General features: G+C 40.7%; 21 protein-coding genes, 1 pseudogene and 1 riboswitch. Of the genes and pseudogenes, 4 read left to right on the plus strand and 18 right to left on the minus strand.

Annotated elements, in window-relative coordinates; all coding sequences use genetic code 11:
• Positions 1-84 precede the first annotated feature (84 nt).
• The 9 genes and pseudogenes from ftsH to DW963_RS08860 all read right to left on the minus strand — a co-directional run bounded on the left by ftsH (position 85) and on the right by DW963_RS08860 (position 7233).
• On the minus strand, positions 85-1953 hold the full coding sequence (gene ftsH / locus DW963_RS08815) for an ATP-dependent zinc metalloprotease FtsH (RefSeq protein ID WP_117915154.1): 1869 nt from the start codon (positions 1951-1953) through the stop codon (positions 85-87).
• An 18-nt stretch (positions 1954-1971) separates the two neighbouring features.
• Positions 1972-2508 (minus strand): hypoxanthine phosphoribosyltransferase, encoded by a 537-nt coding sequence (gene hpt / locus DW963_RS08820; RefSeq protein WP_117915156.1) that lies wholly within the window; start codon positions 2506-2508, stop codon positions 1972-1974.
• Positions 2509-2529: 21 nt separating this feature from the next.
• On the minus strand, positions 2530-3999 hold the full coding sequence (gene tilS, locus DW963_RS08825) for a tRNA lysidine(34) synthetase TilS (RefSeq protein WP_117915158.1): 1470 nt from the start codon (positions 3997-3999) through the stop codon (positions 2530-2532).
• A 12-nt stretch (positions 4000-4011) separates the two neighbouring features.
• Positions 4012-5123, minus strand: a pseudogene (locus DW963_RS08835) (SpoIIE family protein phosphatase).
• A 127-nt stretch (positions 5124-5250) separates the two neighbouring features.
• On the minus strand, positions 5251-5580 hold the full coding sequence (locus tag DW963_RS08840) for an FtsB family cell division protein (protein ID WP_117915164.1): 330 nt from the start codon (positions 5578-5580) through the stop codon (positions 5251-5253).
• A gap of 6 nt (positions 5581-5586) precedes the next feature.
• The gene (gene yabQ, locus DW963_RS08845) at positions 5587-6024 is read right to left on the minus strand and encodes a spore cortex biosynthesis protein YabQ (RefSeq protein ID WP_117915166.1); all 438 of its coding nucleotides are present in this window, start codon (positions 6022-6024) and stop codon (positions 5587-5589) included.
• Positions 6021-6305, minus strand: a complete 285-nt coding sequence (yabP, locus tag DW963_RS08850) for a sporulation protein YabP (protein WP_117915168.1) — start codon at positions 6303-6305, stop codon at positions 6021-6023. Before yabP ends, yabQ begins: the two co-directional genes overlap by 4 nt.
• A gap of 74 nt (positions 6306-6379) precedes the next feature.
• A complete protein-coding gene (locus DW963_RS08855) occupies positions 6380-6619 on the minus strand; it encodes an RNA-binding S4 domain-containing protein (RefSeq protein ID WP_012740096.1) in 240 nt (79 codons plus the stop codon).
• Between the two features lie 71 nt (positions 6620-6690).
• Positions 6691-7233 (minus strand): stage V sporulation T C-terminal domain-containing protein, encoded by a 543-nt coding sequence (locus DW963_RS08860; RefSeq protein ID WP_117915170.1) that lies wholly within the window; start codon positions 7231-7233, stop codon positions 6691-6693.
• A gap of 285 nt (positions 7234-7518) precedes the next feature.
• Here DW963_RS08860 and DW963_RS08865 point away from each other — a divergent pair, with 285 nt between their 5' ends.
• A complete protein-coding gene (locus DW963_RS08865) occupies positions 7519-8754 on the plus strand; it encodes a glycoside hydrolase family 28 protein (protein ID WP_117915172.1) in 1236 nt (411 codons plus the stop codon).
• 269 nt (positions 8755-9023) lie between these two features.
• Here the strand turns inward: DW963_RS08865 and DW963_RS08870 are convergent, their stop codons facing one another.
• From DW963_RS08870 to cysT, 4 genes are all read right to left on the minus strand, one after another.
• Positions 9024-10763, minus strand: coding sequence for a carbon starvation CstA family protein (locus tag DW963_RS08870; RefSeq protein WP_117915174.1), 1740 nt, complete (start codon positions 10761-10763; stop codon positions 9024-9026).
• Positions 10764-11436: 673 nt separating this feature from the next.
• A complete protein-coding gene (locus DW963_RS08875) occupies positions 11437-12525 on the minus strand; it encodes an ABC transporter ATP-binding protein (RefSeq protein ID WP_117915176.1) in 1089 nt (362 codons plus the stop codon).
• A gap of 32 nt (positions 12526-12557) precedes the next feature.
• Entirely contained in the window at positions 12558-13403 is an 846-nt protein-coding gene (gene cysW / locus DW963_RS08880; protein WP_117915178.1) for a sulfate ABC transporter permease subunit CysW, read from the minus strand.
• Between the two features lie 14 nt (positions 13404-13417).
• Entirely contained in the window at positions 13418-14260 is an 843-nt protein-coding gene (gene cysT, locus DW963_RS08885) for a sulfate ABC transporter permease subunit CysT (protein ID WP_117915196.1), read from the minus strand.
• Positions 14261-14640: 380 nt separating this feature from the next.
• Between cysT and DW963_RS08890 the strand changes: the two genes are divergently transcribed.
• From DW963_RS08890 to DW963_RS08900, 3 genes are all read left to right on the plus strand, one after another.
• Positions 14641-15024, plus strand: coding sequence for a GntR family transcriptional regulator (locus tag DW963_RS08890; RefSeq protein WP_117915179.1), 384 nt, complete (start codon positions 14641-14643; stop codon positions 15022-15024).
• 60 nt (positions 15025-15084) lie between these two features.
• Complete coding sequence (locus tag DW963_RS08895) at positions 15085-16488, plus strand: PH domain-containing protein (RefSeq protein ID WP_117915181.1); 1404 nt, start codon at positions 15085-15087, stop codon at positions 16486-16488.
• A 51-nt stretch (positions 16489-16539) separates the two neighbouring features.
• A riboswitch (Fluoride riboswitch) is annotated at positions 16540-16612 on the plus strand.
• A 69-nt stretch (positions 16613-16681) separates the two neighbouring features.
• Positions 16682-17887 carry a cation:proton antiporter gene (locus DW963_RS08900; protein WP_117915183.1) on the plus strand — a complete coding sequence of 402 codons (1206 nt, stop codon included), beginning with the start codon at positions 16682-16684 and terminating at the stop codon, positions 17885-17887.
• Between the two features lie 333 nt (positions 17888-18220).
• Here the strand turns inward: DW963_RS08900 and DW963_RS08905 are convergent, their stop codons facing one another.
• From DW963_RS08905 to DW963_RS08925, 5 genes are all read right to left on the minus strand, one after another.
• A complete protein-coding gene (locus DW963_RS08905; RefSeq protein WP_117915185.1) occupies positions 18221-19273 on the minus strand; it encodes a sulfate ABC transporter substrate-binding protein in 1053 nt (350 codons plus the stop codon).
• A gap of 124 nt (positions 19274-19397) precedes the next feature.
• On the minus strand, positions 19398-20987 hold the full coding sequence (locus DW963_RS08910; RefSeq protein WP_117915186.1) for a sulfate adenylyltransferase subunit 1: 1590 nt from the start codon (positions 20985-20987) through the stop codon (positions 19398-19400).
• A 1-nt stretch (position 20988) separates the two neighbouring features.
• Positions 20989-21888: a sulfate adenylyltransferase subunit CysD gene (gene cysD, locus DW963_RS08915; RefSeq protein WP_117915188.1), complete on the minus strand. Its 900-nt coding sequence runs from the start codon at positions 21886-21888 to the stop codon at positions 20989-20991.
• Positions 21889-21899: 11 nt separating this feature from the next.
• On the minus strand, positions 21900-22214 hold the full coding sequence (locus tag DW963_RS08920; protein WP_022099023.1) for a 4Fe-4S dicluster domain-containing protein: 315 nt from the start codon (positions 22212-22214) through the stop codon (positions 21900-21902).
• Positions 22195-23898 carry an adenylyl-sulfate reductase subunit alpha gene (locus DW963_RS08925; protein ID WP_117915190.1) on the minus strand — a complete coding sequence of 568 codons (1704 nt, stop codon included), beginning with the start codon at positions 23896-23898 and terminating at the stop codon, positions 22195-22197. The genes DW963_RS08920 and DW963_RS08925 overlap by 20 nt, the downstream gene beginning before the upstream one ends.
• Between the last annotated feature and the right edge of the window lie 401 nt (positions 23899-24299).

Consider the following 24299-nt stretch of genomic DNA (forward strand, 5'->3'; position numbering starts at 1 on the left):
TTTACATTAATTATAATATCTTATTTCCCTCAATAAGTGTTCACAAACATCACTAAATTTATTCAAAATTTTTGTGCATATTTACTATACAATTGTTGTTCCCATAATACCATCATCATCTGTACCGCTTCCATTATCAAAAAGCGCTTCAAATTCTTCTCTTGTTACCTTTTCTTTTTCAAGAAGAAGTTCTGAACTCTTCTCTAATACATCCATATGCTCAGATATTATCTTCTTAGCCTGTGCATAACAGTCATCAATAATGTTCTTAACCTCTTCATCAATGGCTGTAGCAATATCCTCGCCATATGGTCTTGTATGTGCAAGGTCTCTTCCAATGAATACCTCATCTTCATCACTGCTTGCATAATTGATAAGACCAAGTCTGTCAGAGAAGCCATACTTGGTAACCATATCTCTTGCTGTCGCAGTTGCCTGCTTGATATCCTGTGACGCACCTGTTGTAATATCATCAAATATCAGCTCCTCAGCAACTCGTCCACCAAGGCTTACAATAATATTCTGTAACATCTTACCCTTGGTATTAAACATTTCATCCTTCTCAGGAAGTGGCATTGTATAACCTGCTGCTCCCATTCCTGTTGGAATAATAGAGATAGTGTGTACAGGTCCGACATCAGGAAGTACATGGAAAAGAATTGCATGACCTGATTCGTGGTATGCTGTAATTTTCTTTTCTTTCTCTGATATAATCTTGCTTCTCTTCTCAACGCCAATTCCAACCTTTACAAATGCATAATTGACATCTGCGTTAGTAATGAACTTTCTCTTGCTCTTGGCTGCATTAATAGCGGCTTCATTAAGAATATTCTCAAGATCTGCACCTGTAAAGCCTGCTGTAGTTCTTGCAAGGCTCTCAAGATCAACATCATCACCTAATGGCTTCTTGGCTGCATGGACATTAAGAATCTCAAGACGACCTCTTACATCAGGTCTGCCTACGACTACCTTTCTGTCGAAACGACCTGGTCTTAATATAGCAGGATCAAGAATATCAACTCTGTTAGTAGCCGCCATAACGATAATTCCTTCATTAACTCCGAAACCATCCATCTCTACAAGCATCTGGTTAAGAGTCTGCTCTCTCTCATCATGTCCGCCACCCATACCAGTTCCTCTTCGTCTTGCAACAGCATCAATCTCGTCAATAAATATGATACAAGGGGCATTCTTCTTAGCCTCCTCAAACATATCTCTTACTCTTGATGCACCGACACCAACGAACATCTCAACAAAATCAGAACCCGATATGCTAAAGAAAGGTACTCCCGCTTCACCCGCAACAGCTTTGGCAAGAAGAGTCTTACCTGTTCCCGGAGGACCTGTAAGAATAACACCCTTAGGAATTCTCGCTCCAAGGTTAGTGTATTTTACAGGGTCTTTAAGGAAATCTACAATCTCTTCAAGTTCCTCTTTCTCTTCATTAAGTCCGGCTACATCCTTAAATGTAACCTTATTGGCATCACCACTTATCATTCTCGCACGGCTCTTACCAAAATTCATCATCTTGGCGTTACCACCACCACCGGCCTGTCTTGTCATCATCATCATAAGTGCAACAACAACGATAAGGCACATACCAAATGGCAGAATAGTTGTCATCCAGATACTGTCTCTCTTAACATCCTTAAGAGTATACTCAACTCCCTTATTGTCGAGCAGCTCCTGAACAGAAACAACATCAGACACATTAAGTGAGTCTCTGCTTCCATCAGAGAATGTAATTGTAAGTGTACCGGTTGGAACTTCTGCATTCTGGCTGATAATAACACTTGTTACCTTGTCATCCTTTAAGTCAGATACAAAATCTTTATACTTATAAGTACTTGTTCTCTGGCTCATCTGAGCAATTACAGCCCAAATAATACCAATTATAATAATCATGAAGAAAATGCTTCCAAATCCTCCAGATTTTCTTTTCTTAGTATCCATCACTTCCTCCTTATTTAATTATGCCTCTCCATCAAGATGTAAAACTCCAACATATGGAAGATTTCTGTAGCTCTGATCATAGTCAAGGCCATATCCTACAACAAATTCGTCAGGAATGTTAAAGCCGTTATACTTAACCTCAACCTCAACTTCTCTTCTCTCAGGCTTATCAAGCAGAGTACATACACATATATCTGCTGGCTTTCTCTCCTTTAACATAGGCATAAGTCTTGCCAGTGTATTACCCGAATCGATAATATCTTCAATAACAATAACATGCTCTCCTTCAATGCTCTCATCAAGGTCCTTCTTAATCTTAATCTGACCGCTTGATGATGTCCCGCTTCCATAACTTGATACCTGCATAAAATCAAACTTAACAGGTACAGTAATTCTCTTGGCAAGCTCGCATGTAAATATAATACTTCCCTTAAGAATACAAATAAGTTTAACCTCCTTACCCTCATAGTCTTTACTTATCTGCTCTCCAAGCTGTGCAATTCTTTCATTAAGCTTCTCCTCAGATATAAGGACACTGATAAATGGTTCTTTCATCGTTTCTCTCCTTTGTCAACCTTAATATTCTCTCTTCTGTATAGTTACTTCCAGCACATTCTGTGTATTATCATCAATCAGGGCACGTTCACTTCGTCGCACCCCCACAGCCCATAAAACTCCGGTATCATCACATACAAGAAGCACATTGTCCCTCATATTCTCCGGCACTTTACGGTCAATAAATTCATTCTTTAGCTTGCGCTGATTTCCTTCTCTGTTAATAACAATTCTGTCTCCAGCCATACGTTTTCTAATGCATGGCTTTCCTGATATTTTATCATAATCAAAGGCTTTAGCATAGCGGCTATTAGCGTAATTTCGATTTTTTTCATAATTAGAATGAAGTGACAACTCAATCTGCACACTTTTCATCTGTAGTGTTTCATTATTATAATAAATATTTTCCTGAATTGTTACTTTCTGCCCAGCCTTAAGCTTTTCAATATCATCGTCCGAAAGTTCATATTCTTCCAGTGGCTCATTCTTATCTTGTCTGCTGACTCTTTCACTGCTAACCACAATATCGTCATATTCTCTTACAGCACATAAGCCATAACATATATCAGCACTGCTGCCAACTGTCTTTCCAACAAGTGCATCAACAGCATTGACATGTATCTTATATATATCCTTGGCAGTTTTTGTAAGATAATATACTGCCCTGTAGATAACTCGTCTTCTTATAACTTCATGAAGTCCTGCAAATTCTTCTCCATCCAGCTTAATAACTACATTATCTCCTTCAGTAACATACTTGTTATAAGCCTTGTCCGCTTCTGACTCAATAAAATCAAAATCCTGCTGCAGCTCACTGGCAGCACTGGCAATATTCTCAACAGTATGTGAATTAATATTGTCAGTCATATAAGGAATAACCACATTTCTTAAAGAATTACGTGTATAATCATTGCACAGATTCGTTGCATCTATAACATATGGCTGGTTAAAACCTTTCAGCACTTCCTCAACCTCAGCTCTCGTCACTGAAAGCAGAGGCCTTATAATATTATCCCTTACCGGTCTGATTCCACCTATTCCTTTAAGTGAGGTTCCGCGTGAAAGATTCATAAGAACTGTTTCTGCCTGGTCATTCATATGATGTGCAACCGCAATCCTTGCATTACACTCTTTACATGCCTCATTGAATATACGGTATCGTTCTTTTCTTCCTGCTTCCTCAACACTCATTCCAAGCTGCTTTGCAAGCCCGGCAGCATCTATATGATACGCCATGAATTCAACACCCATGCGTTCACACAAGGCTCTGGCAAACTCCTCATCATCTCCAGCCTCCTGCCTTATGCCATGATTGACATGCACCGCACATAATTCTGTCTGTAGATGCTTCCTCTCTATATACCCCTTAAGCACCATAAGCAGACACACAGAATCAGCGCCACCTGAAAGTCCGACAACCACTCTTTCGCAGTCCGTAAGCATATTATTCTGTTCAATATATCTGTAAATCTTATCTATAATTTCATTCATGCGAGAATTATATTATACGTTCACATATGTGTCAAACACTCCAAGAACCATAACAGTACAATCATCAAAAGCCTCCATATTATGATTCTTCAGTGACATCTCAAGAATCTTCTTTGCAATGCTTGCCGGCTTCTTAACATTTATATTATTAATAATCTCCACCATCTGCTCCTCCTTGTTGACTCCGGACAAATTATCAAGCACCCCGTCGCTTATCATTATAATATAATTTCCATCATACAGTTTCTTAGTTGTACAGTCATAATCCACCTGGTCAAGCACGCCCATTGGCAGCGTCGTCGACTTAATAATCTCAACCCAGTTGTCCCTCTTAATAAATGTAGACACAGCCCCAAGCTTATGCAGTTAATAACACCTGCCTGACAGTCAATAACGCTCATATCCATAGTAACAGGATTGTTAAATGTTGTTCCTGCAATATACGCTGAATTAATCAAATCAATTGCCGTCTTTTCCTCAAAGCCAGCTTCTATGCAGTTTTCCATAAGTTCAATCACCATTCTGCTCTCCGCAAATGCTCTTCTTCCGCTTCCGCAGCCATCCGCAATTGCCGCAACCATTTTCCCACAGCCAAGCCTTTTTAATAAGAAATTATCCCCACTCGTATTCTCTGCTTCTTTACATTTTCTTGCCATACCGGAAAGAATCCTGAAACGATCTTCCTGATAGAACACATACTGGTTAGGCTCTTCATTTATAATCACCCTGTTATCCTGATTAGAAAAGAACCTCACCTTGAACACATCAGACACAGCCTCTCGCAACACCCTCTCAGACACGCATCCTTTCATAAATGTTTTCGCAGTTACAAGTATCTCGCGTCTCTTTCCATCAACTACTTTTATATCCTTAACTGAAATTCCCACTGCCATACATTTGCGCTCAAGCTGCCTGTACTCCTGTTTTTCGGGCACTCTGGCGTTAAGATTCATTGCAACACATTCCTCTAATATGTCAGCAACGAGAATTAACTGTCTCTTAAATCCATTCTGCTTCTGGTTGGTCTCCCCGTATGCGTCGCCAAGATTCCTGAATGTTCTGGCTGTTTCCTGCAGACGGTTAATAGTATATGTATATCCGGCATCTTTATATGTATGTTTCATTCATATCCACTTCCTTTCCGGCACTACACCAATGTGAAGTATATATGACTGCATATAAATAAAATGTCGAAGCATGAAAGTCTTATAAAATCTTCCTGCTCCGACATAATATCCGTTATTATAAATGTTACTTGTTATTAGGCTTGAATATCAGTTCATCTGGATATATAAGCCCGAACTTGTTCTTAGCAATCTCCTCCACGAACTTCTTCGTCTTGACGTACTTCTCATATTCTGAGAGTTCATCACTTCTTTTATTCTCATCATCTATCTGTGACTGTAGTTCTGTTATCTGTGCCTCATAGTCAGCATTCTTCGCAACAAGTCCTGTTTTGCCTCTCCACAGAACAATACCAAGTGCAACAACTACAACAATAGCAATAGCCATTCCTGCAAGTGCTGAACGTCTCTGCCTTTTAAGCCTTTCTGCACGCTCTCTTCTTGATTCTAATTTCATATATCCTCACCCTTGTGAATCCTTCTTACGCATCTTATTCCTGTGCTCTATATATCTTTTAAGGTTTCTAACTGGTATTGTAATAATATGGACTACATTTTTCAATATAAAACATACCGGTTTTAGTAAAAATTTTATAATCTTCACTGTCCATCGGATATACAACACACTGATGAATCTAAAGTAAAGAAATGCACCAGATGCTATTCCCATAATTATAAATCCGCGGATAATACCATCTGACACTTTAAAACACATCAGAAAAACACTTATTCCTGCATATATTCCATATACAATGTCTTCTATGCTCATAAATACTATTGTTTTATGTCTTATTATTCTTCTGTAAACTCTTATATTATCATACACCCACGCAAGTAATACTCCTCTGAAGAAACTCACTGCCAGTGCATAAAGCTCCCACACTATTACACGGCTTATCATCTGAGCAGCCTGCTCATGAATGAATCTTGTTTCGTCTTCATGCCAGATTCAGAATAGCAGATAGAATCAACTCTTCCATCAATATCTAACTCGCCCTTCTCGATTGATAGGCGGTTTACATGCAGACCATCGCCCTTTATTGTAATATGACCGTAATCTGATTCCAGCACAACCTTTACCGGGTCAAATGAAACAACATCCGTTATTCCTGTAAAATCAATTCTTTTACGGTCCTCCATATTCAGTCTGTGTGGTCTTCTTACCCTGACCTTCTCCTCCATATAACCTCCTTATAGACATTCCGTTATATGAGAATATATGCATGACCACAATATATGATTACAGGTACTTTGAATTAAAGATATTCAAACATTTCCTTTGCCTCTTCTTTCTTAACAGTATCCTTGACATCTGTAACCCTTGCTCTTACATTTTTGTTACCAAACTGGATTTCAATAATGTCTCCGACTTTAACATCATAAGATGCCTTCACAACCTTGTCATTAACCATTACTCTTCCTGCATCACATGCATCGTTGGCAACAGTCCTTCTCTTTATAAGTCTTGATACTTTTAAATATTTATCTAATCTCATGTTCTTCTCCTTAATCCATTAGTAAATCCAGCCTGCTATCCCTTAAGTATAACCAGTCCGCCTCAAGTCATCTACGATTCCATGTACTTTCCTAAAAAGTTAGCCGCCGTCTTTACCATTTTCTTTTCATTATCTGTAAACTTTGGCTTCATGTCAATAGACATCATAAGCACAGTACCTAAAACATCTCCCTGACATATTATCGGATACATAATTTCCTGCTTAAACTGCGCCTCATCAGTGACTTTCACAAAGCCATCCTCTCCTTCACCTGCAGCAATGGTACATCTTCCCTCCATCGCCTGATTAAGCTCCTTTGTGACAGGCTTATTCATCAGATTCTTCTTATCGTCACCTGATGCAGCAATAACCTGTTCCCTGTCAGTTATACATACTGTCATTCCGGTCGCATCCGACAGTGATTCTGCATATTTTCCTGCAAATGTGCTAATATCCCCTATCGGGGAATATTTTTTCAAGATAATCTGCCCCTCGGCATCCGTAAATATCTCCATCGGGTCAGTTTCCCTTATATGAAGTGTCCTTCTTATCTCCTTTGGAATGACAATTCTGCCTAAATCATCTATCCTTCTTACAATTCCTGTGGCTTTCATATTAATAATTCCTCCTGATTTTTACATACTTTCCATAATTTATAATGTATGGGTAGTATGTGGAAAACAGGAAGAATTATGCATCTCATGTAATGATTTTCATATGGCCCCGGTTTCGAAAATGTAAATTTTTTCATTTTTTGAAACCGGACAAAAAGCGTCTATCCGGTTCAAATTAAAGAATGAATAAACGCTCATAAAATCACAATATTTTCCATAAAATATTGTGATTTGTCTGCAAAACATTTATCATATTTTCTAACAAATAGAAACGGGGTTATAAATATGTGCACTATACATTCAGACATTTTCCCAGACGGAACGCCCGTCGATGGCTGGTTTCACAATACCAGCATTCCAGAACTCACCAAACTGGGAAAGCAATATATTATTACAGATTATGGTATACATGATGACGGCAGAATATACACTGCTAATTTCCAGAAGCTGATAGACCTTGTATACAATGCTGGTGGCGGTGTAATCGTTATTCCGCATGGTACATACATGACTGGAGCTTTATTTTTCAGACAGGGAGTTAATCTATATATTGAAGACGATGCAACACTTATGGGAAGTGACGACATCAGCGATTATCCGGTCTGTGAAACAAGAATAGAAGGTGAAACCTGTCTGTATTTTGCCGCACTTATCAACGCTTCTGGAATTGATGGCTTTACATTGTGCGGTAATGGAACGATAGACGGTAACGGCTTACGAAGCTGGAAAGCCTTCTGGCAGCGAAGAACCTGGAATCCCGACTGCACCAACAAAGACGAACAGCGTGCAAGGCTTATCTATATGGAAAGATGTACCAATGTTACTGTTGCCGGATTGCACATTAGTAATTCGCAGTTCTGGACTAATCACCTATATAGATGTTCTCATGTACGTTACCTTAACTGCCGCATTACAAGCCCCTCTGCGCCTGTCAAAGCACCTAGCACTGACGCAATAGACATTGACGCCTGCACTGATATTCTTATTAAAGGCTGCACAATTAATGTAAATGATGACGCAGTTGCTTTAAAAGGCGGCAAAGGACCATTTGCTGACAGTAACCCGGACAATGGCACTAATGAACGCATAATTATTGAGGACTGCACATTTGAATTCTGCCATGGATGCCTTACATGTGGCTCAGAATCCATACACAATAAGAATATAATAATGCGTCACATCAAGGTCGACTCAGGTTACAATCTGCTCTGGCTGAAAATGCGTCCCGACACGCCACAGATATATGAATATATTACATTGGAAGATATCAGAGGACAGATATTTAACTTCATAAACATCAACCCATGGACACAGTTCTATGATAATAAAGGCTGCGCAGATATACCAGCCTCCATTGCAAGACATATTATAATAAGAAAGAGTACCTGCACCTGTAACGTTTTCCGCAACATAAAAGAAGCACCAGAACAATACACTCTCGCAGATATCCAGATTGACGACAATATGATAGAAGAAATCGGAACACCTTCCGATAAGACAAAACATACCGGAGCAGAATAACTGCCCCGGTATGTTTTATTTTATTGGTATTGAATATGATATCAGCAGGATATGTTAGTGGCGCGGGCTTGATTTATTCCTGTGCTGTGTGGAAGTTAATGCCGCTATATACAAAAGTTCAGGGCTTGAAATCTCGTTCAAGCGAAGCGCGTTTGATTTCAAGCCCTGTAAAAAACTTTGTATATAGCGGCATTTACTACCACTAAGCTCAGGAATCATGAAAGCCTGTACCACTAACATATCCTGCGTCATACATATTTAATGACCAATTAAACTGCTGCCTTCTCAGAGTTCTTCTCGCTCTTTGCATAGCTCTTTACTGAGTTAACTACGATGATTACACCAAGTACAATAAGGAGTATAGCAATTATAAGCTGAAGTCCGTTAGCGATGAATACGCTTCCCCAAGATGTCTGTCCAGCAGGAATTGTAACAGAAGCTGCTAACTTGATAGCCTTAACCATTGCAATTGTTCTCTGTACAAGTGCTGTAAATGTTACACAAAGCATGATGATAAGAGGAGGGAAAAGCATTTTGTTGCTTCGTCCTGTAACCTTTAAGAATACGCAGAGTGTAAGAATTACAAGAGCGCTTAATAACTGGTTAGCTGAACCAAATAATGGCCAGATATTAGCATATCCAATCTTAGTAAGGATGAATCCACATACTAATGTTACGATTGTTGAGAAGTATGTATTGCACAATAACTTTCTCCATCCTTCTGCATGTTCCATATCATCTACGCTGAAGAGTTCCTGGAAACTCATACGACCGATACGGGCAACTGCATCAAGTGATGTAAGAGCAAGAGCAGATACACACATTGTCATGAATACTGTTGCAAAATGTACTGGAACACCAAACATTTCAAAGAATCCTGCTACACCACTGCTGAAGATTGCGAATGGTGTCTTAGCTGGAAGTGCTCCGTTAGTAGCAGCTGCACCAGCAACACAAAGGGCAAGTACTGCAAGTAAACTCTCAAGTACCATTGCGCCGTAACCAACCTTAAGCATATCCTTCTCGTTATTAACTGTCTTAGAAGATGTACCAGAAGATACAAGGCTGTGGAAACCAGAAACAGCACCACATGCAACAGTTACGAAAAGAATTGGGAACATTGTTCCAAGCTTTGCATTGTTGAATCCCGTATATACAGGAAGATTCATTGAAGGATGTGCAACTACAAGACCAACTGCTGCACCTACAATCATGCAGATAAACATGAATGTTGTCATATAGTCACGAGGCTGCTTCATTAACCACATTGGCATAACTGCAGCGAAGAAGATATATACAAATGTGATATAACTCCATACATCTTTGTTGAACTCAAGTGGGAAAAACATACCAACAGCAAATGCTGCGATAATAAACACAATACCAAGTACTGCTTCTTTCCAGCCTGAAAGATTTAACTTCTTCTGGATAAGACCGAATACTACGGCAAATACCATAAACATGATAGATACCATACCAGCTGAACCATTTGTCTTAGCTGCTGCTGATAAAACAGTAGCACCATCAGCATTTACTGTGTAAGCATTAAATGTACCTGCAACCATATCTGCAAATGCTGCAATAACGATAAGTGTGAATAACCAGCAGAAAAGTAAGAAAATCTTACGGCCAAACTTACCGATGTACTTCTCAATGATCATACCCATTGACTTACCTTCATTCTTAACTGAGGCATAAAGTGCACCAAAGTCTGTAACTGCTCCGAAGAATACACCACCGATGAGGATCCAGAGTAAAACTGGTAACCATCCAAATGCTGCTGCCTGAATAGCACCTGTTACAGGACCTGCTCCTGCAATTGATGAGAACTGATGACTGAAAACTGTCCAGCCATTAGTTGGAACGAAATCTTTACCGTCGTTATATTTAACGGCTGGTGTCTCTGCCTTAGGGTCGATACCCCATTTCTTTGCTAACCAACGACCATAAACCATGTATGCACCAAAAAGTACAACTGCCGCGATAAGCACGATTACTAATGTGTTCATAATGTCACTCTCCTATAAAAATATATTTCACCAGTCAAACGCAGTGGAAGCGGTGCTATGATTCTCAGTGCTTCCATAGCTCGTAGCTCATATGTCAGAACTGCGTTCTGACATTGTCGCGGTGCTCCTCGTATGTTCCAACATGAATCTGATTGTATGCAAGCATACATCAAATTCCCGTTGTTCCATCCTCATCGCTACTCGCACAAAAAAACCTTCGTCGATGCACTAATCCATCACTGGATTATGTGCAAAGACGAAGGTATATTATTTCTACTTCCGCGTTACCACTTTGCTTGCCGGATACTCCGACCACTCTACTGCCACTCAGCAATTTCAACCTTATGGCATGCCCTTTTAACGATGGGTACCGGTTCCAACTACTAGACATCTGCCTGTCTTTCACCAGAACTGCTTGCAGGTGAGGGCTTAATCATTCCTTGCTGCCGTCTCTCATCAACTGACGGCTTTCTGTGAGCGGTGATATGAAGAAGTCATTTCCTGTTCTTCGCATTTGACTGTTGATTTGTACATTAAAATATTCCTTTGTAAGTAATTTGTCAATAACAAAATTAAAAATTTGTTAATTTTTCTTAAATTTTTTAATAAAATTAGGTATAACTCACATATTTAAAACGTTCCAAATCAATTTCTTTTAATTTTGTTAAGTATTTTAGATAACCATCCAGTCTTCAAACTTATTTGCATTTTCAACAATGTTGACAATTCCGTCTGCGCCGTAAGTAAATGCGCGGTGAATAAATACATTTACTTCCTCGCCCTTCTTTATCGGAGCTTCCTCAACATTTCTTGTTCCGACAACCTCTATACCGTTGACATTGACAGTTATCTCGACTTCCTTGCCCATGAAAAGCTTGCCTACAACCACGCCCTTTTCAACAGAAGCGGCTGAATCAACCTTCTCATCAAGCCTTGTGATGTTGACATTCTCAGGTCTTAATACCGCCTTAACAGAATCGTCAAGCTGGTTAAAACCTTTAATCTTATTAATCCGGTCAACATGTACCGGATGTCCCATGAATTCCGCCATAAATGCTGTCTCGGGCTCTCTGTATATCTGTCTTGGCGTTCCAATCTGCTCTATATGTCCCTTGTTAGTGACAATAATTTCATCAGCAACCTCAATTGCCTCATCCTGGTCATGAGTAACGAATATACTTGTGATTCCAACCTTTGTAATCATGTCACGAAGCCAGCTTCTTAATTCCTGTCTTACTTTCGCATCAATCGCTGCAAATGGTTCATCAAGGAGCAGAAGCTCAGGATTAGGTGCTAATGCCCTTGCAAATGCTACTCTCTGCCTCTGTCCGCCTGATAACTGGCTAGGGTATCTTTTCGCCATGCCTGAAAGTCCGACAAGCTCAATAAGCTCATCAACACGTTTCTTAATGTCCGATTTTTTCCATTTATTGACCTTTAATCCAAATGCAATGTTATCATACACTGTCATGTATCTGAAAAGTGCGTAGTTCTGGAAAACAAAACCTATTCCACGCTTACTTGCCGGCACATCATTAACAACCTTACCATCAATAATAATATCACCTGAATCCGCAGTCTCAAGGCCTGCTATCATTCTTAAGATGGTAGTTTTGCCGCTTCCGCTAGGTCCAAGCAGTGCAATAAGCTTGCCCTTCCCAATCCCGATATTAATATTATTCGAGGCTTTAAATGTGCCATATGTCTTATTGATATTACGAAGCTCTACATATTTGTCTGTTTCCTGCTGTAATTCTGCCATAATCTGTTCCGCCTTTCTGTTGTAGTGCGTTTCTATCCTTCCTGCTGCTCTTTCTCTGCCTTTGCTGCCTGCTCTCCCTTGTACTCAAGAACACTCCTTAGTACAAGTATAATAACCGCCATCAGCACCAGAATCGCTGACACTGCAAATGCTCCCGTAAAATCATATCCCTGATACAGAAGCTCAATATAAAGCGGCATCGTGTTAGTTCTTCCCCTTAAATGTCCTGAAAGCACGGATACTGCTCCGAATTCGCCCATCGCTCTTGCTGTACACAAAACAATTCCGTAAAGAAGTGGCCATTTGATATGTGGAAAGGTTACTTTCCAGAATATAGTCCAGCCGTTAGCACCCATAAGCGCTGCAGCTTCCTCCTCGTCAGTTCCCTGCGATGTAAGAACCGGTATCAGCTCCCTTGATATGAATGGAAACGTTACAAATATAGTCGCAAGCACGATACCCGGAACTGCGAATATAATTCTTACTCCCATAGCCTTAAGATATGGATATATAAAACTCTGTCTACCGAATGTAAGCACATATATAAGACCTGCTATAATCGGTGAAACTGTGAGTGGTAAATCTATTAAAGTAGATATAATCTTCTTGCCCTTAAACTGGAATTTCGTAATAAGCCATGAAGCAAATATTCCAAAAAATGTGTTACACACAACAGCGATAAGTGAAACTTCTATTGTCAGCTTGATTGAATGAAGTGCGTATTTGTCGGTAACTGCTGCCAGAAATACCTTTATGCCCTTAGAAAATGCTGTGTACATTACATAACTGAGGGGCAGAATAAGCATCACAAATAAAAACAACACACTTATACCTATTAGAATCCATTTTAACGGACCTGAATCTTTTCTTATATTCATACACTAACCCCTTTCTATGAAATTCCACTTACAATCTTTGATGTCCTGCTCTGTAACACTGCATTTATAAAGAGAATAATAAATGCGATGAAAAGCATTACAAGTGCTATTGATGTTGCACTTGCGTAATCATATTCCTGAAGCTTTGACATAATCATAAGCGGCGCTATCTCTGTCTCATACGGTGTATTTCCTGCTATGAATACGACACTTCCGTATTCGCCAAGGCCTCTTGCAAACGACATTGTGAATCCTCCGATAAGTGCTGGAAGTATCTCTGGAAGTATTACCCTGCATACTGTCTGCCTGTTGGTTGCTCCAAGCATGTTGGCTGCCTCCTCGTACTGGATATCCACCTTTTCTAACACCGGCTGGACAGCCCTCACTACGAATGGTATTCCAACGAATATAAGTGCGAATATAATTCCCAGCCTTGTATATGCAATCTTTATTCCGAATTTTGCAAAGATTGCTCCAAGCCAGCCGTTGGTTGTTGTCAGATGTGTAAGTGCTATACCCGCAACAGCTGTCGGCAGTGCAAATGGAAGTTCTATTATTCCATTCATAATCTGCTTTCCCGGGAAATTATATCTTACAAGAACCCATGCAAGTATAGTTCCCATCACAGCATCTATAAGTGCCGCGATTAACGCTGTCTGAAGACTTACTCTGTAGCTTGAAAGCACTCTCGGCCTTGTAACTGTCGTTATGAATTCCGTAAACGACAGCTTTGCCGAGAATATCACAAGGGTACATAAAGGGATAACAACAATGAATCCTAACATAGCAATTGTTATTCCAAATGAAAGACCAAAGCCCGGTATTACTCTTTTTTTCTTTCTTTTCTTCTCTTTCATTCTGTCGTTTCCCCTTCCCTTAATCACTTCTTCTCATATATCTTGTCGAACACTCCGCCGTCCTTGAAGTACTTGTTGTTTTTTAATTCCTACTAATTTAATATGTTACTATGTTGCAGATTATATACCTACTAGGTTTATATGTCAATAGTGTTTTAGAATTTCTAGTTGTTTCCTGATGCCTGTTTCCTTCGGAACGCTTTTTTCTCCGTAAACCTACTAAACATCTTGTTTTCTTAGCTTGCGTAGGCATTTCCCAAATATTATCTCATGCCTATGATTATCCTCACCCTGCCCTCTTGACTTCTTGTCTTATCTGTATTACTATATATAATACAAGTAAGACAAAAATCACCTCTCTTTACAGAAAGGAGCTTCACATGGTTATTGAACTTGATTTTGCGAGCGACACACCCATATATGTGCAGTTAAGGAATCAGATTGTTAAAGGAATTGGCAAGGGAGAACTTAAGGCTGGCGAGAAACTGCCGACTGTCAGACAGCTTGCTTCTGACGCAGGCGTTAATACAATGACCGTCAATAAAACCTACCAGATTCTTAAAGCTGAAGGTTTTATTAAAACCGACAGAAGGCTTGGTGCATTTGTCGCTGAGAATATTAATATGGATATTGAATTCAGGGAAAAGCTTGAATCAGAACTTGAACTGCCGTCAGCAGAAGCAAGCATTACTGGAATGGATAAAGAAGAATTCTTAAAAATGTGCGAAAACATTTATTCCAAGATGAATCCCTGCACAATGTAATATGCCTGTATTCACACATGCATTAACACACACAGTCCCACTATACAAGGAGGTTTCCTTATGAAAATCGCAATGTTTATGCTATTCTTCGTATGCAACATGTTCACAGTCCTGATCATGAGATTTGCATATGAATCCAACTACCGATACAACAATGGAATGCTTATCGGAGTCCACATTCCAGGCGACCATGTTAACGATGACGATGTCACACGACTTATGACACGCTTTAAGAAAAGCATGAAATATTTTCAGAATATCAATGCAGTACTCTCAATAGCCATATGCTTTCTTAATTTTGTGAACATAATCATTTTCGTTATTATGTATACAATCTGGATTCTCGTGTTCGTTTTCGGAATTATGTATATCCAGCTTTCAGCGCATCGGAAAATGTATCTGTTAAAGATACAGAATGGCTGGTTTGTTGAATCCCAGAAACAGAAGGTCTTCATTGATACGCGTGCCTGTGCAAATGCTGACGCAACCCCCATCAGCTTCAGATACCACATCATCATAATTGCCGCAGAACTGCTGGCACTGATTCCATTCTATTCATGGACAGACAGAGCGTATTTTTCTATGATTATTGTATTTGCAATATGTACTGTCATAGTTTCTGTATTCGGGTTTGTGTTCCATATTTATATGAACAGACGACAGAATCAGACATACAGCCTTAATTCGGACATTAACAACATTGTTAATCTTACTATGAAAAAATACATTGCTTCAGCAATGCTTGTAATGTCACTTCTTAACTTCGTGGCATGGATAACATTTGTATTAATGTGTATTATTCAGGATACTGTTGGAGACTTAAGTTTCTGGATGTACATTATTCTGCAGTTGTTAAGCGGCTGCACGCTCACTGTCATTCTTATTCTTGCACGCAACAGAAAGAATGAAATGCTTAAGGCTGACACACAGCCGGTATTTGTTGATGATGATGACTACTGGAAGACTGGATTTTACTACAATCCTAATGACCCGCACCTTTTCGTACCCGACAGGCTGTGTTCGACCAACTACTCGCTTAACTACGCCAGAACCGGTGCAAAGGTGTTCACTGGTACAATCACAGCAATTCTGCTAGGAACCTTAATATGGACAATTGTTGTACTTGCGCCGTTCCTGCATGTCACTATTGATATTAAGACTACTGAAAGCACTGTAAATGTGTCTTCATGCGGTTACACAAGCAGTATTAACATTGACGACATCATAGAACTTAAGCTTATGGATAAGCTTCCAGACGACCATTTTTTCAAGTCCAATGGCGGTGCCACAGAAAGTTATCTTGTCGGAAGATTCAAGGGCAATACTTATGGAAAATGCAGTCTCTACATTTTTAAAGATGTGTCTCCTGTACTTATGATAAAAACTGCTGACCAGACTGTGTTCTTGAATTCCAAGAAAGATGGCGAGATTGTTAATCTGTATAATGCAATTAAAAATGAATAATCTAACATACTATTCTTCTTACATTTGACAATCCTGCCCCAAAGTATTATAAATATCAAAGGGAATGAAGTACTCCCTTGGGAAACCTAAACTGCTTATTCAAGCTGATGACTTCTACGATTTTATGTCGCAGGAAGCATCAGCTTTTTTTGCGTTCATAAATGCATTTACTACATTTTTAAGGAGGCTTATTATGCTGACATCTTTATCACTTATCTTTCTGGTTGGGCTCGTCATGGGCGCAATCTGCCAGAAGCTGAAACTGCCAAGAATCATCGGTATGCTTGTTACCGGTATTGTCCTCGGGCCATATGTCCTTGATTTTCTTGACCCGTCAATCCTTTCAATATCGGCTGACTTGCGAAAAATGGCTCTTATCATTATTCTTATCAAAGCCGGTCTGTCGCTTGACTTAAAAGACCTGAAAAAAGCCGGACGAAGTGCAATTCTCATGTCCTTCATTCCAGCTTCCTGTGAAATCATCGGTTATATTCTGCTTGCCCCTGTAATTCTTGGAATTAACCACGCCGAAGCTGCAGTAATGGGCGCGGTTCTCGCCGCCGTTTCTCCTGCGGTTGTCGTTCCCCGGATGGTAATGCTGATTGAGAAACGCTACGGAACTGACAAGGCAATTCCACAGATGATACTGTCTGGTGCTTCGTGCGATGACATATTTGTAATAGTGTTATTCACAACATTTTTAAATGTGGCACAGGGTGGCAAGGCAAATGTTATGGATTTCGTAAATATTCCTGTGTCTATTATACTCGGCATAATTCTTGGCATAGTAACCGGATTGGGACTGTATCTGTTCTTTGAAACATCATACGCCCGCAAGCATACTGTAAGAAACAGCATGAAGGTTATTATCGTGCTTGGCTTCTCTTTCCTTCTTATCGCAATTGAGGGCTGGCTTGAAGGTAAAGTGTCTGTTTCCGGACTTCTTGCCGTTGTCGCTATGGCATGTACGCTGAAGTTCAAATGTGTTCCTGCCGTATCAGCCCGTTTGTCCGAGAAATTCGGCAAGCTGTGGCTCGCTGCTGAAGTAATATTGTTCGTGCTTGTCGGCGCGGCTGTCGATATCCGCTACACACTTAAAGCCGGGCTTCCAGCCTTACTCATGATTCTTGCAGCACTTGTCTTCAGAGCAGCCGGAGTTCTTCTCTGCACCGTAAAGACAAATCTTACATGGAAGGAACGGCTTTTCTGCATAATTGCCTATCTTCCTAAAGCAACCGTCCAGGCAGCCATCGGCTCTGTTCCTCTCGCCGCCGGACTTGCCTGCGGACAGATAGTGCTTTCCGTAGCTGTACTTGCAATCATAGTTACTGCTCCGCTCGGCGCGCTTGGCATCGACTGTACTTATAAGAGGCTGCTGACAGAGGACAAAACCCACTAAAAGCCATTATACACTCAATATAGTAGGTCATTTCCATAGTTTATGCATATACTTTCTGGCTCATAACCTACTATATTGTTAAATTAGCATATTTTCGTAGGTCTTTTTCCCACATTTCACTAACAATTGTAAGCAATTTGCGAGTGAAAGACCTACTAATCATATCTTCCCTGATTGATTAGTAGGTCTTATCACTTAAACAACTTATAATATTCTCCGCAGAAACCTACTAAACCAACAACTTGCTCTATATTAGTAGGCTTCATGTACCTGTGCATAGTCAGATTCGCACAATATATTCAACCGCGCAGCATATTCAACAAAACATTTTAATTAATCATATATCTTATCAAATATTCCACCATCAGAGAAAAACTTCTGTGTAGCCGCTTCCCAGCCGCCAAAATACCCGATATCCGCCATGTCAATGTCCTTGACAATCCATTTGCCGTCGGAAGGGATTTCCTTAATGTTTCTTGAATCGCCAGAAGACTCGTATTCCTTCTGGATGTCCCTGTTTACAGGTCTGTAGAAGTTCTGTGCTTCAAGTCTCTGCGCATCATCAGTGTACAGGAAAGATAGATAGGCATCAGCAAGCTCCTCCGTGCCATTCATCTGTGTGACCTCGTCAACCTTTGCAACCGTTGGCTGGCACAATACAGATGCAGACGGAACGACAATCTCATACTCGCCCGGATATTCCTGTAATGCAAAAAATGCTTCATTTTCCCATGCAATCAGGACATCTCCCTGTCCATTCTCTGCAAATGTGGTAGAAGAACCTCTTGCACCTGAATCAAGCACTGCCACATTCCTGTAAAGTCTCGTAACACTAGCCTGAACCTGTTCCTCAGTCTGTCCCTGCTTCTTAAAATAATACCATGCTGCAAGGAAATTCCATCTGGCTCCTCCGGAAGTCTTAGGATTAGGGGTAATAACCTTAACCTCATCATTAAGAAGATCATCCCAGTCCTTAATATTCTTAGGATTGCCCTTTCTTACAAGAAAAACAATCGTAGAAGTGTAAGGCGAGCTGTCATCAGAATAATCATTGATATATCCGTCATCAATCAGCCCTTCGTCCCTTATAACATTAACATCTCCCTCAAGAGCAAGCGTGACAACATCAGCACCAAGACCGTTAGCGACCTCTAGCGCCTGCTTTCCAGAACCGCCATGAGACTGGATAACCTCAACCTTCTCGCCAGTCCTGCCATACCAGTAATCCTCAAAAAGCCTGTTATACTCCTTATAAAACTCTCTTGTGGCATCATAAGAAACATTAACAAGTTCCGTCTTCTTCTGCCCACAACCAGAAAGTCCAATAAAAGTCAGGCAAAAAATCATACCCAAAGATATTAACTTTTTAAAAAAATGTGTATTCATAATTATAACCTAACTCCTACAAAATATATTCCAAAACCAAGCAAAGCAGCGAAGCGCCCTTTACCGCCCGTCTGCCAACACTTCCACCCCTGAAGTAACCCCACGCAGCGGGAAAGAGCCCCAGCTACGCATTCTTCTTAATAAACTCAGCCACATCCGCAGTAGTTGCGTCAACCTCAGACTCCCAGCCTGCAAGCACTTCTGCGCCATCAATCTTAATATCAGCTGCCTTACTAAGTGCAAGGATAACAACAATACCTGCATTTACAAAGTGAGTAACAACATTTGTATAATCCTCGCCCTCTGCCGGAGCATACAGATATACGTGCTTGCTTTCAAGAAGAAGCTCCTTCTCAACCTTCTTTAAGAAATCAACATTAATCTTGTCTGAAAGAACAGCCTCAACAACAACAGGCTTCTGGTTGTTAAGCTCAGCTCTGAAAGCTGCGTCAACTTCCTTAACATCATCAGCTTCCTCATTAACTTCACGGACAACGCCACAGGCACTAGTCATATTAGTAACACGGTCTATGAGGATAAGCTCACCCATAGTCTTGTGAAGGTCAAATTCATCAACAACAATTACATCAGCAAGAGAAATCTTGCATACTGCGATTTCATTTTTCTTAAGGAGAGCTGCTGGCTTCTCCTCACCTGTATTAACATCAATAGTATTGACAATCTCAGTAACAACGCCTGGAATAAGTCTTGTTCCAAGCTTTACGAAAAAGTTCTTGTTATTAGTAAGAACATCATCATCCATCCAGAGAATAGTAGCTGTAATCTCAGTTGCAAGCTTTAAGTCAGCGCCTGCTGCAAGAACAGAACCTCTTGAAACATCAACCTCACGGTCTAACTGGATAGTTACAGGCTGTCCAATAGAAGCAGTCTGGGCTTCCTTGTCACCGACATGGATACTCTTTACATGAACATGCTCCTTAGTTGGAAGAGTGATAATCTCGTCACCAACAGATACGCTTCCTGCCTCAATCTGTCCCTGGAAACCACGGAATTCATGATTTGGACGGCATACTCTCTGAACAGGCATGTAGAAGCCCTTTTCTTCCTCAGTATCATCAACATCAACCTGCTCAAGATAAGGAAGAAGTGCCTGACCCTTATACCAAGGAATATTTTCAGACTTAGTTGTTACATTGTCACCCTCAGTTGCCGAAACAGGGATAACAACTACATCTGCAAGTGAAAGCTCCTTAGTAAGCTCTGCTATCTGCGCATTAATCTCGTTGAAACGCTCCTCACTGTAACCAACAAGGTCCATCTTATTAACTGCAAATACAAAATGCTTAATTCCCATGAGTGCGCAGATTCTTGCGTGTCTCTTAGTCTGGATAAGCACGCCCTGCTTTGCATCAACAAGGATTACTGCAAGGTCTGCAAATGAAGCACCAACCGCCATGTTTCTTGTGTACTCCTCATGTCCCGGAGTATCAGCAACTATAAAGCTTCTATTGTCGGTTGTAAAATATCTGTAAGCAACATCAATAGTAATTCCCTGCTCTCTCTCAGCCATAAGACCATCAAGAAGAAGTGAATAATCAATCTTACCTTCACGGCTTCCGACCTTGGAATCAAGCTCTAATGCCTTCTCCTGATCTGCATACAATAACTTTGAATCATATAAAATGTGTCCGATAAGTGTAGATTTTCCATCATCAACACTACCGCATGTGATAAATTTAAGTAAACCTTTCATTCTAGAAGTACCCCTCTTTCTTTCTTCTTTCCATGCTTCCTGCTTCCTCATGGTCGATTACACGGCTTGTTCTTTCTGACTCAACCGCACTTAAAGTCTCCTCGATAATCTCATCAAGAGTCTCTGCGTCTGACTCAACACCACCTGTAAGTGGATAACAGCCAAGAGTTCTGAATCTTACCTTCTTCATCTGTGGCTTCTCGCCCGGAAGAAGTCTCATTCTGTCATCATCAACCATGATAATATTGCCGTCACGGTATACAACAGGTCTTTCTGCTGCAAAATAAAGAGGTACAATATCAATCTTTTCTCTCTGGATGTACTGCCAGATATCCTTCTCAGTCCAGTTAGAGATAGGGAAAACTCTCATGCTCTCGCCCTTGTGAATCTTAGTGTTGTAAAGCTTCCACATTTCCGGACGCTGGTTCTTAGGGTCCCATGCCTGTGCTGTATTTCTGAAAGAAAAAATTCTCTCCTTAGCTCTTGATTTCTCCTCGTCTCTTCGTCCCCCGCCAAATGCTGCTGTGAAGCCGTATTTGTTAAGTGCCTGCTTAAGAGCCTGAGTCTTCATGATATCAGTGTAAGCTGAACCGTGGTCAAATGGATTAATTCCCTGCTTAACACCCTCTTCGTTAGTGTAAGTAAGCATCTCAATTCCAAGCTTTTTCGCTGTCTCATCCCTGAACTTAATCATTTCCCTGAACTTCCATGTTGTGTCAATATGAAGAAATGGAAATGGCGGTTTCTCAGGATAGAATGCTTTCATTGCAAGATGAAGCATAACTGAGCTGTCCTTTCCTATAGAATACAGCATTACCGGCTTTTCGCATTCTGCTGCAACTTCCCTTATAATATATATTGCCTCTGCTTCGAGTGCGTCCAAATGTGATAAATTACCCATGATATTCCTCCCTAATATTTATTAGATTCTTGTCTGTTGACCTCAAGCGTCTTAACTGTTCCGTCTGGCGAAGTCACCGTCCATGTATTGATGCTTCCATTCTGTCTGAACGAAAGAGTGCTTCCCTTGCCGCCGACATCAGCACCCAGAAAGAAATTAATTGCCTCAAAACGACATTCTTTAAGACATGATGTGCAACCCCAGCAGTCCTTGACATGCTTTATAAATGCTTTTCCATCAGTATCTTTCTTAATAAGATTGCCAGGACAGGCTTCAACGCACTTCCCGCAGCCAACGCATTTTAACTTATTTATCTGAATGCTCATAGCTGTCGCCTCCCCTCACAAGGTCTCTTATGATTATCTTAATCTCGCCATTCTCCTTGCGGGAGTTGACATATTTTAACCAGTCATCACTCTTAGCCGGATAATCCATATTCTCCGCAAAGCTGTGCCAACGGGTTTCTTTTCTTGCTTTCAAATGTGCTATAACACTTCTGCACACCGTAAGTCTTTCTCTTATCTCATAGATTCTAAGCAAATCGTCCGCATCCTGTGCCGCAAGATTATCAATGCTCTTCTCTAAGAACTTTATCTTCTCATCCGCAAGCTCAAGTCTTGCTTCATTGTACTGGTAATCAGTGCTTATGCCACCTGCGTACTGGTCCATAATCTTCTGCATCGCTTCCTCAGTCTGCTCGATATCGACCAGCCCCTGCTTATTATTAAGGAAGCTCTCATATTCATGCTTCTTTTCCAGTGCTTCCTGTGACAGCTCCTCATCCGAAGCTTCCCTGACAACAAATCCTTTTCCAGAACCAGTAAGTCTCTCTGCTATCGCCTGTGCTGCAATCTCGCCCTCGGCAAGTGCGCCTGTCACATATTTCTGTGGACATCCGCCTGCAACATCGCCTGCTGCAAAAAGCCCGTGGATTGTAGTCTCTCGGTTATTATCAACCCAGTAACCACTCGCTGTATGGCCTCCGACTATGTATGGCTCAGTTCCTTCTATCTCAACATTTTCTTCAGAAGGACCGCCCGCCGCCTCAAGCCACTTAAGTGTCTGGCTCGGTGCCATGTTAAGATATGCTTTGTAAAGGTCTTCTTCCTGCTCCCTGCTTATTCCCTTAGTTCCAAGATAACAAGGACCTCTGCCCTCACGGTTTTCCGTAACTGTTCCGTAAAGTCTCTGTGAAGTTGTAAGACCATATTTGTTCTCATACACTTCACCGTTGGAATTAAGCTGCTTTGCCGGAACTCCCTGTGCAATCGTTCCTGTCGGTGCGATTGTATCTTTACATCTTAAAGCAATGAATCTCATTTCAAATGTGGTCATCTCCGCACCTGCATTGATTCCCATTGCATATCCGGCTCCTGTATTGAACGGTGGATACCACATTTTATGTCTTGAAAATCCAGGATTGTTAGGTCTGTAAAGACCTGCCGCTCCGCCAGTAGCCACAAGAACTGCCTTCGCATTTATCTCATAGAACTCTGCATTGTTGACATCAAATCCGTATGCACCTTTAATCTTGTTATTCTCTACTATGAAATCTGTAATATTAAGGTGATTGATTACCGCTACATTGTCCTGCTTCTTAACTGCATCTGCCAGTATCGGCTTGATATTCTCACCATTTATCTTAATATTGCGGTTTCCTCTCGCAACATAATCTCCATTCTCATCTTTAAGGATTACAAGTCCTAAGTCCTCCATTATCTTAGTGACATGATTAAGCCTCTCAGACATTGAAAGAAGCAGATCCTCTCTTACAATTCCATGTGCATCTTTCTTACAATAATCAACATAATCCTGTGGAACTCTGCCCTTAGTGATATAAGCATTGATTGCATTAACACCTGCAGCAAGGCAGCCGCTTCGTACAATGTTCGCCTTCTCAACAATCAGTACATCAAGGTCTTTCTTCCCTCCAAGTGTGATACCGGCAAAACACCCTGCCGTTCCGCCACCTATAATAAGTACATCTGTGTCAATAATTCTATTCTTCAACCTTCATGTACCTCCTTGTATATTCCTGCATAATCTTCTTGTGAATCCAATTCCATATAAACATAGTATCTTGGTATGTAAATGATTATATTCTCAATTTCCTATTTGTCAATAGGGTTTTGCAGATTCTTTTTGATTCTTGTTGACTTATTCTAACTCTGAACTCCAGTGGCGCACCTTTTGGACTTTATTATGCCTGTTTGCTGGCTTTTCGCCACTCTAACGTCCAACCCACCACTCTATCGCTCTCCTTTTGGACTTCCTCCTGCCTATTTACTGCCTCCCCACCGCTTCAACGTCCAACCTGCCACTCTATGCCGCTCCATTTTGGACTTTTTTGTGCCTTCCCTCCACTTCAACGTCCAATCCGTCCCCCCTGCCGCACCCTTTTGGGACTTCAT

This window comes from Eubacterium sp. AM46-8 (assembly GCF_003466705.1).
Lineage (GTDB): Bacteria > Bacillota > Clostridia > Lachnospirales > Lachnospiraceae > Lachnospira.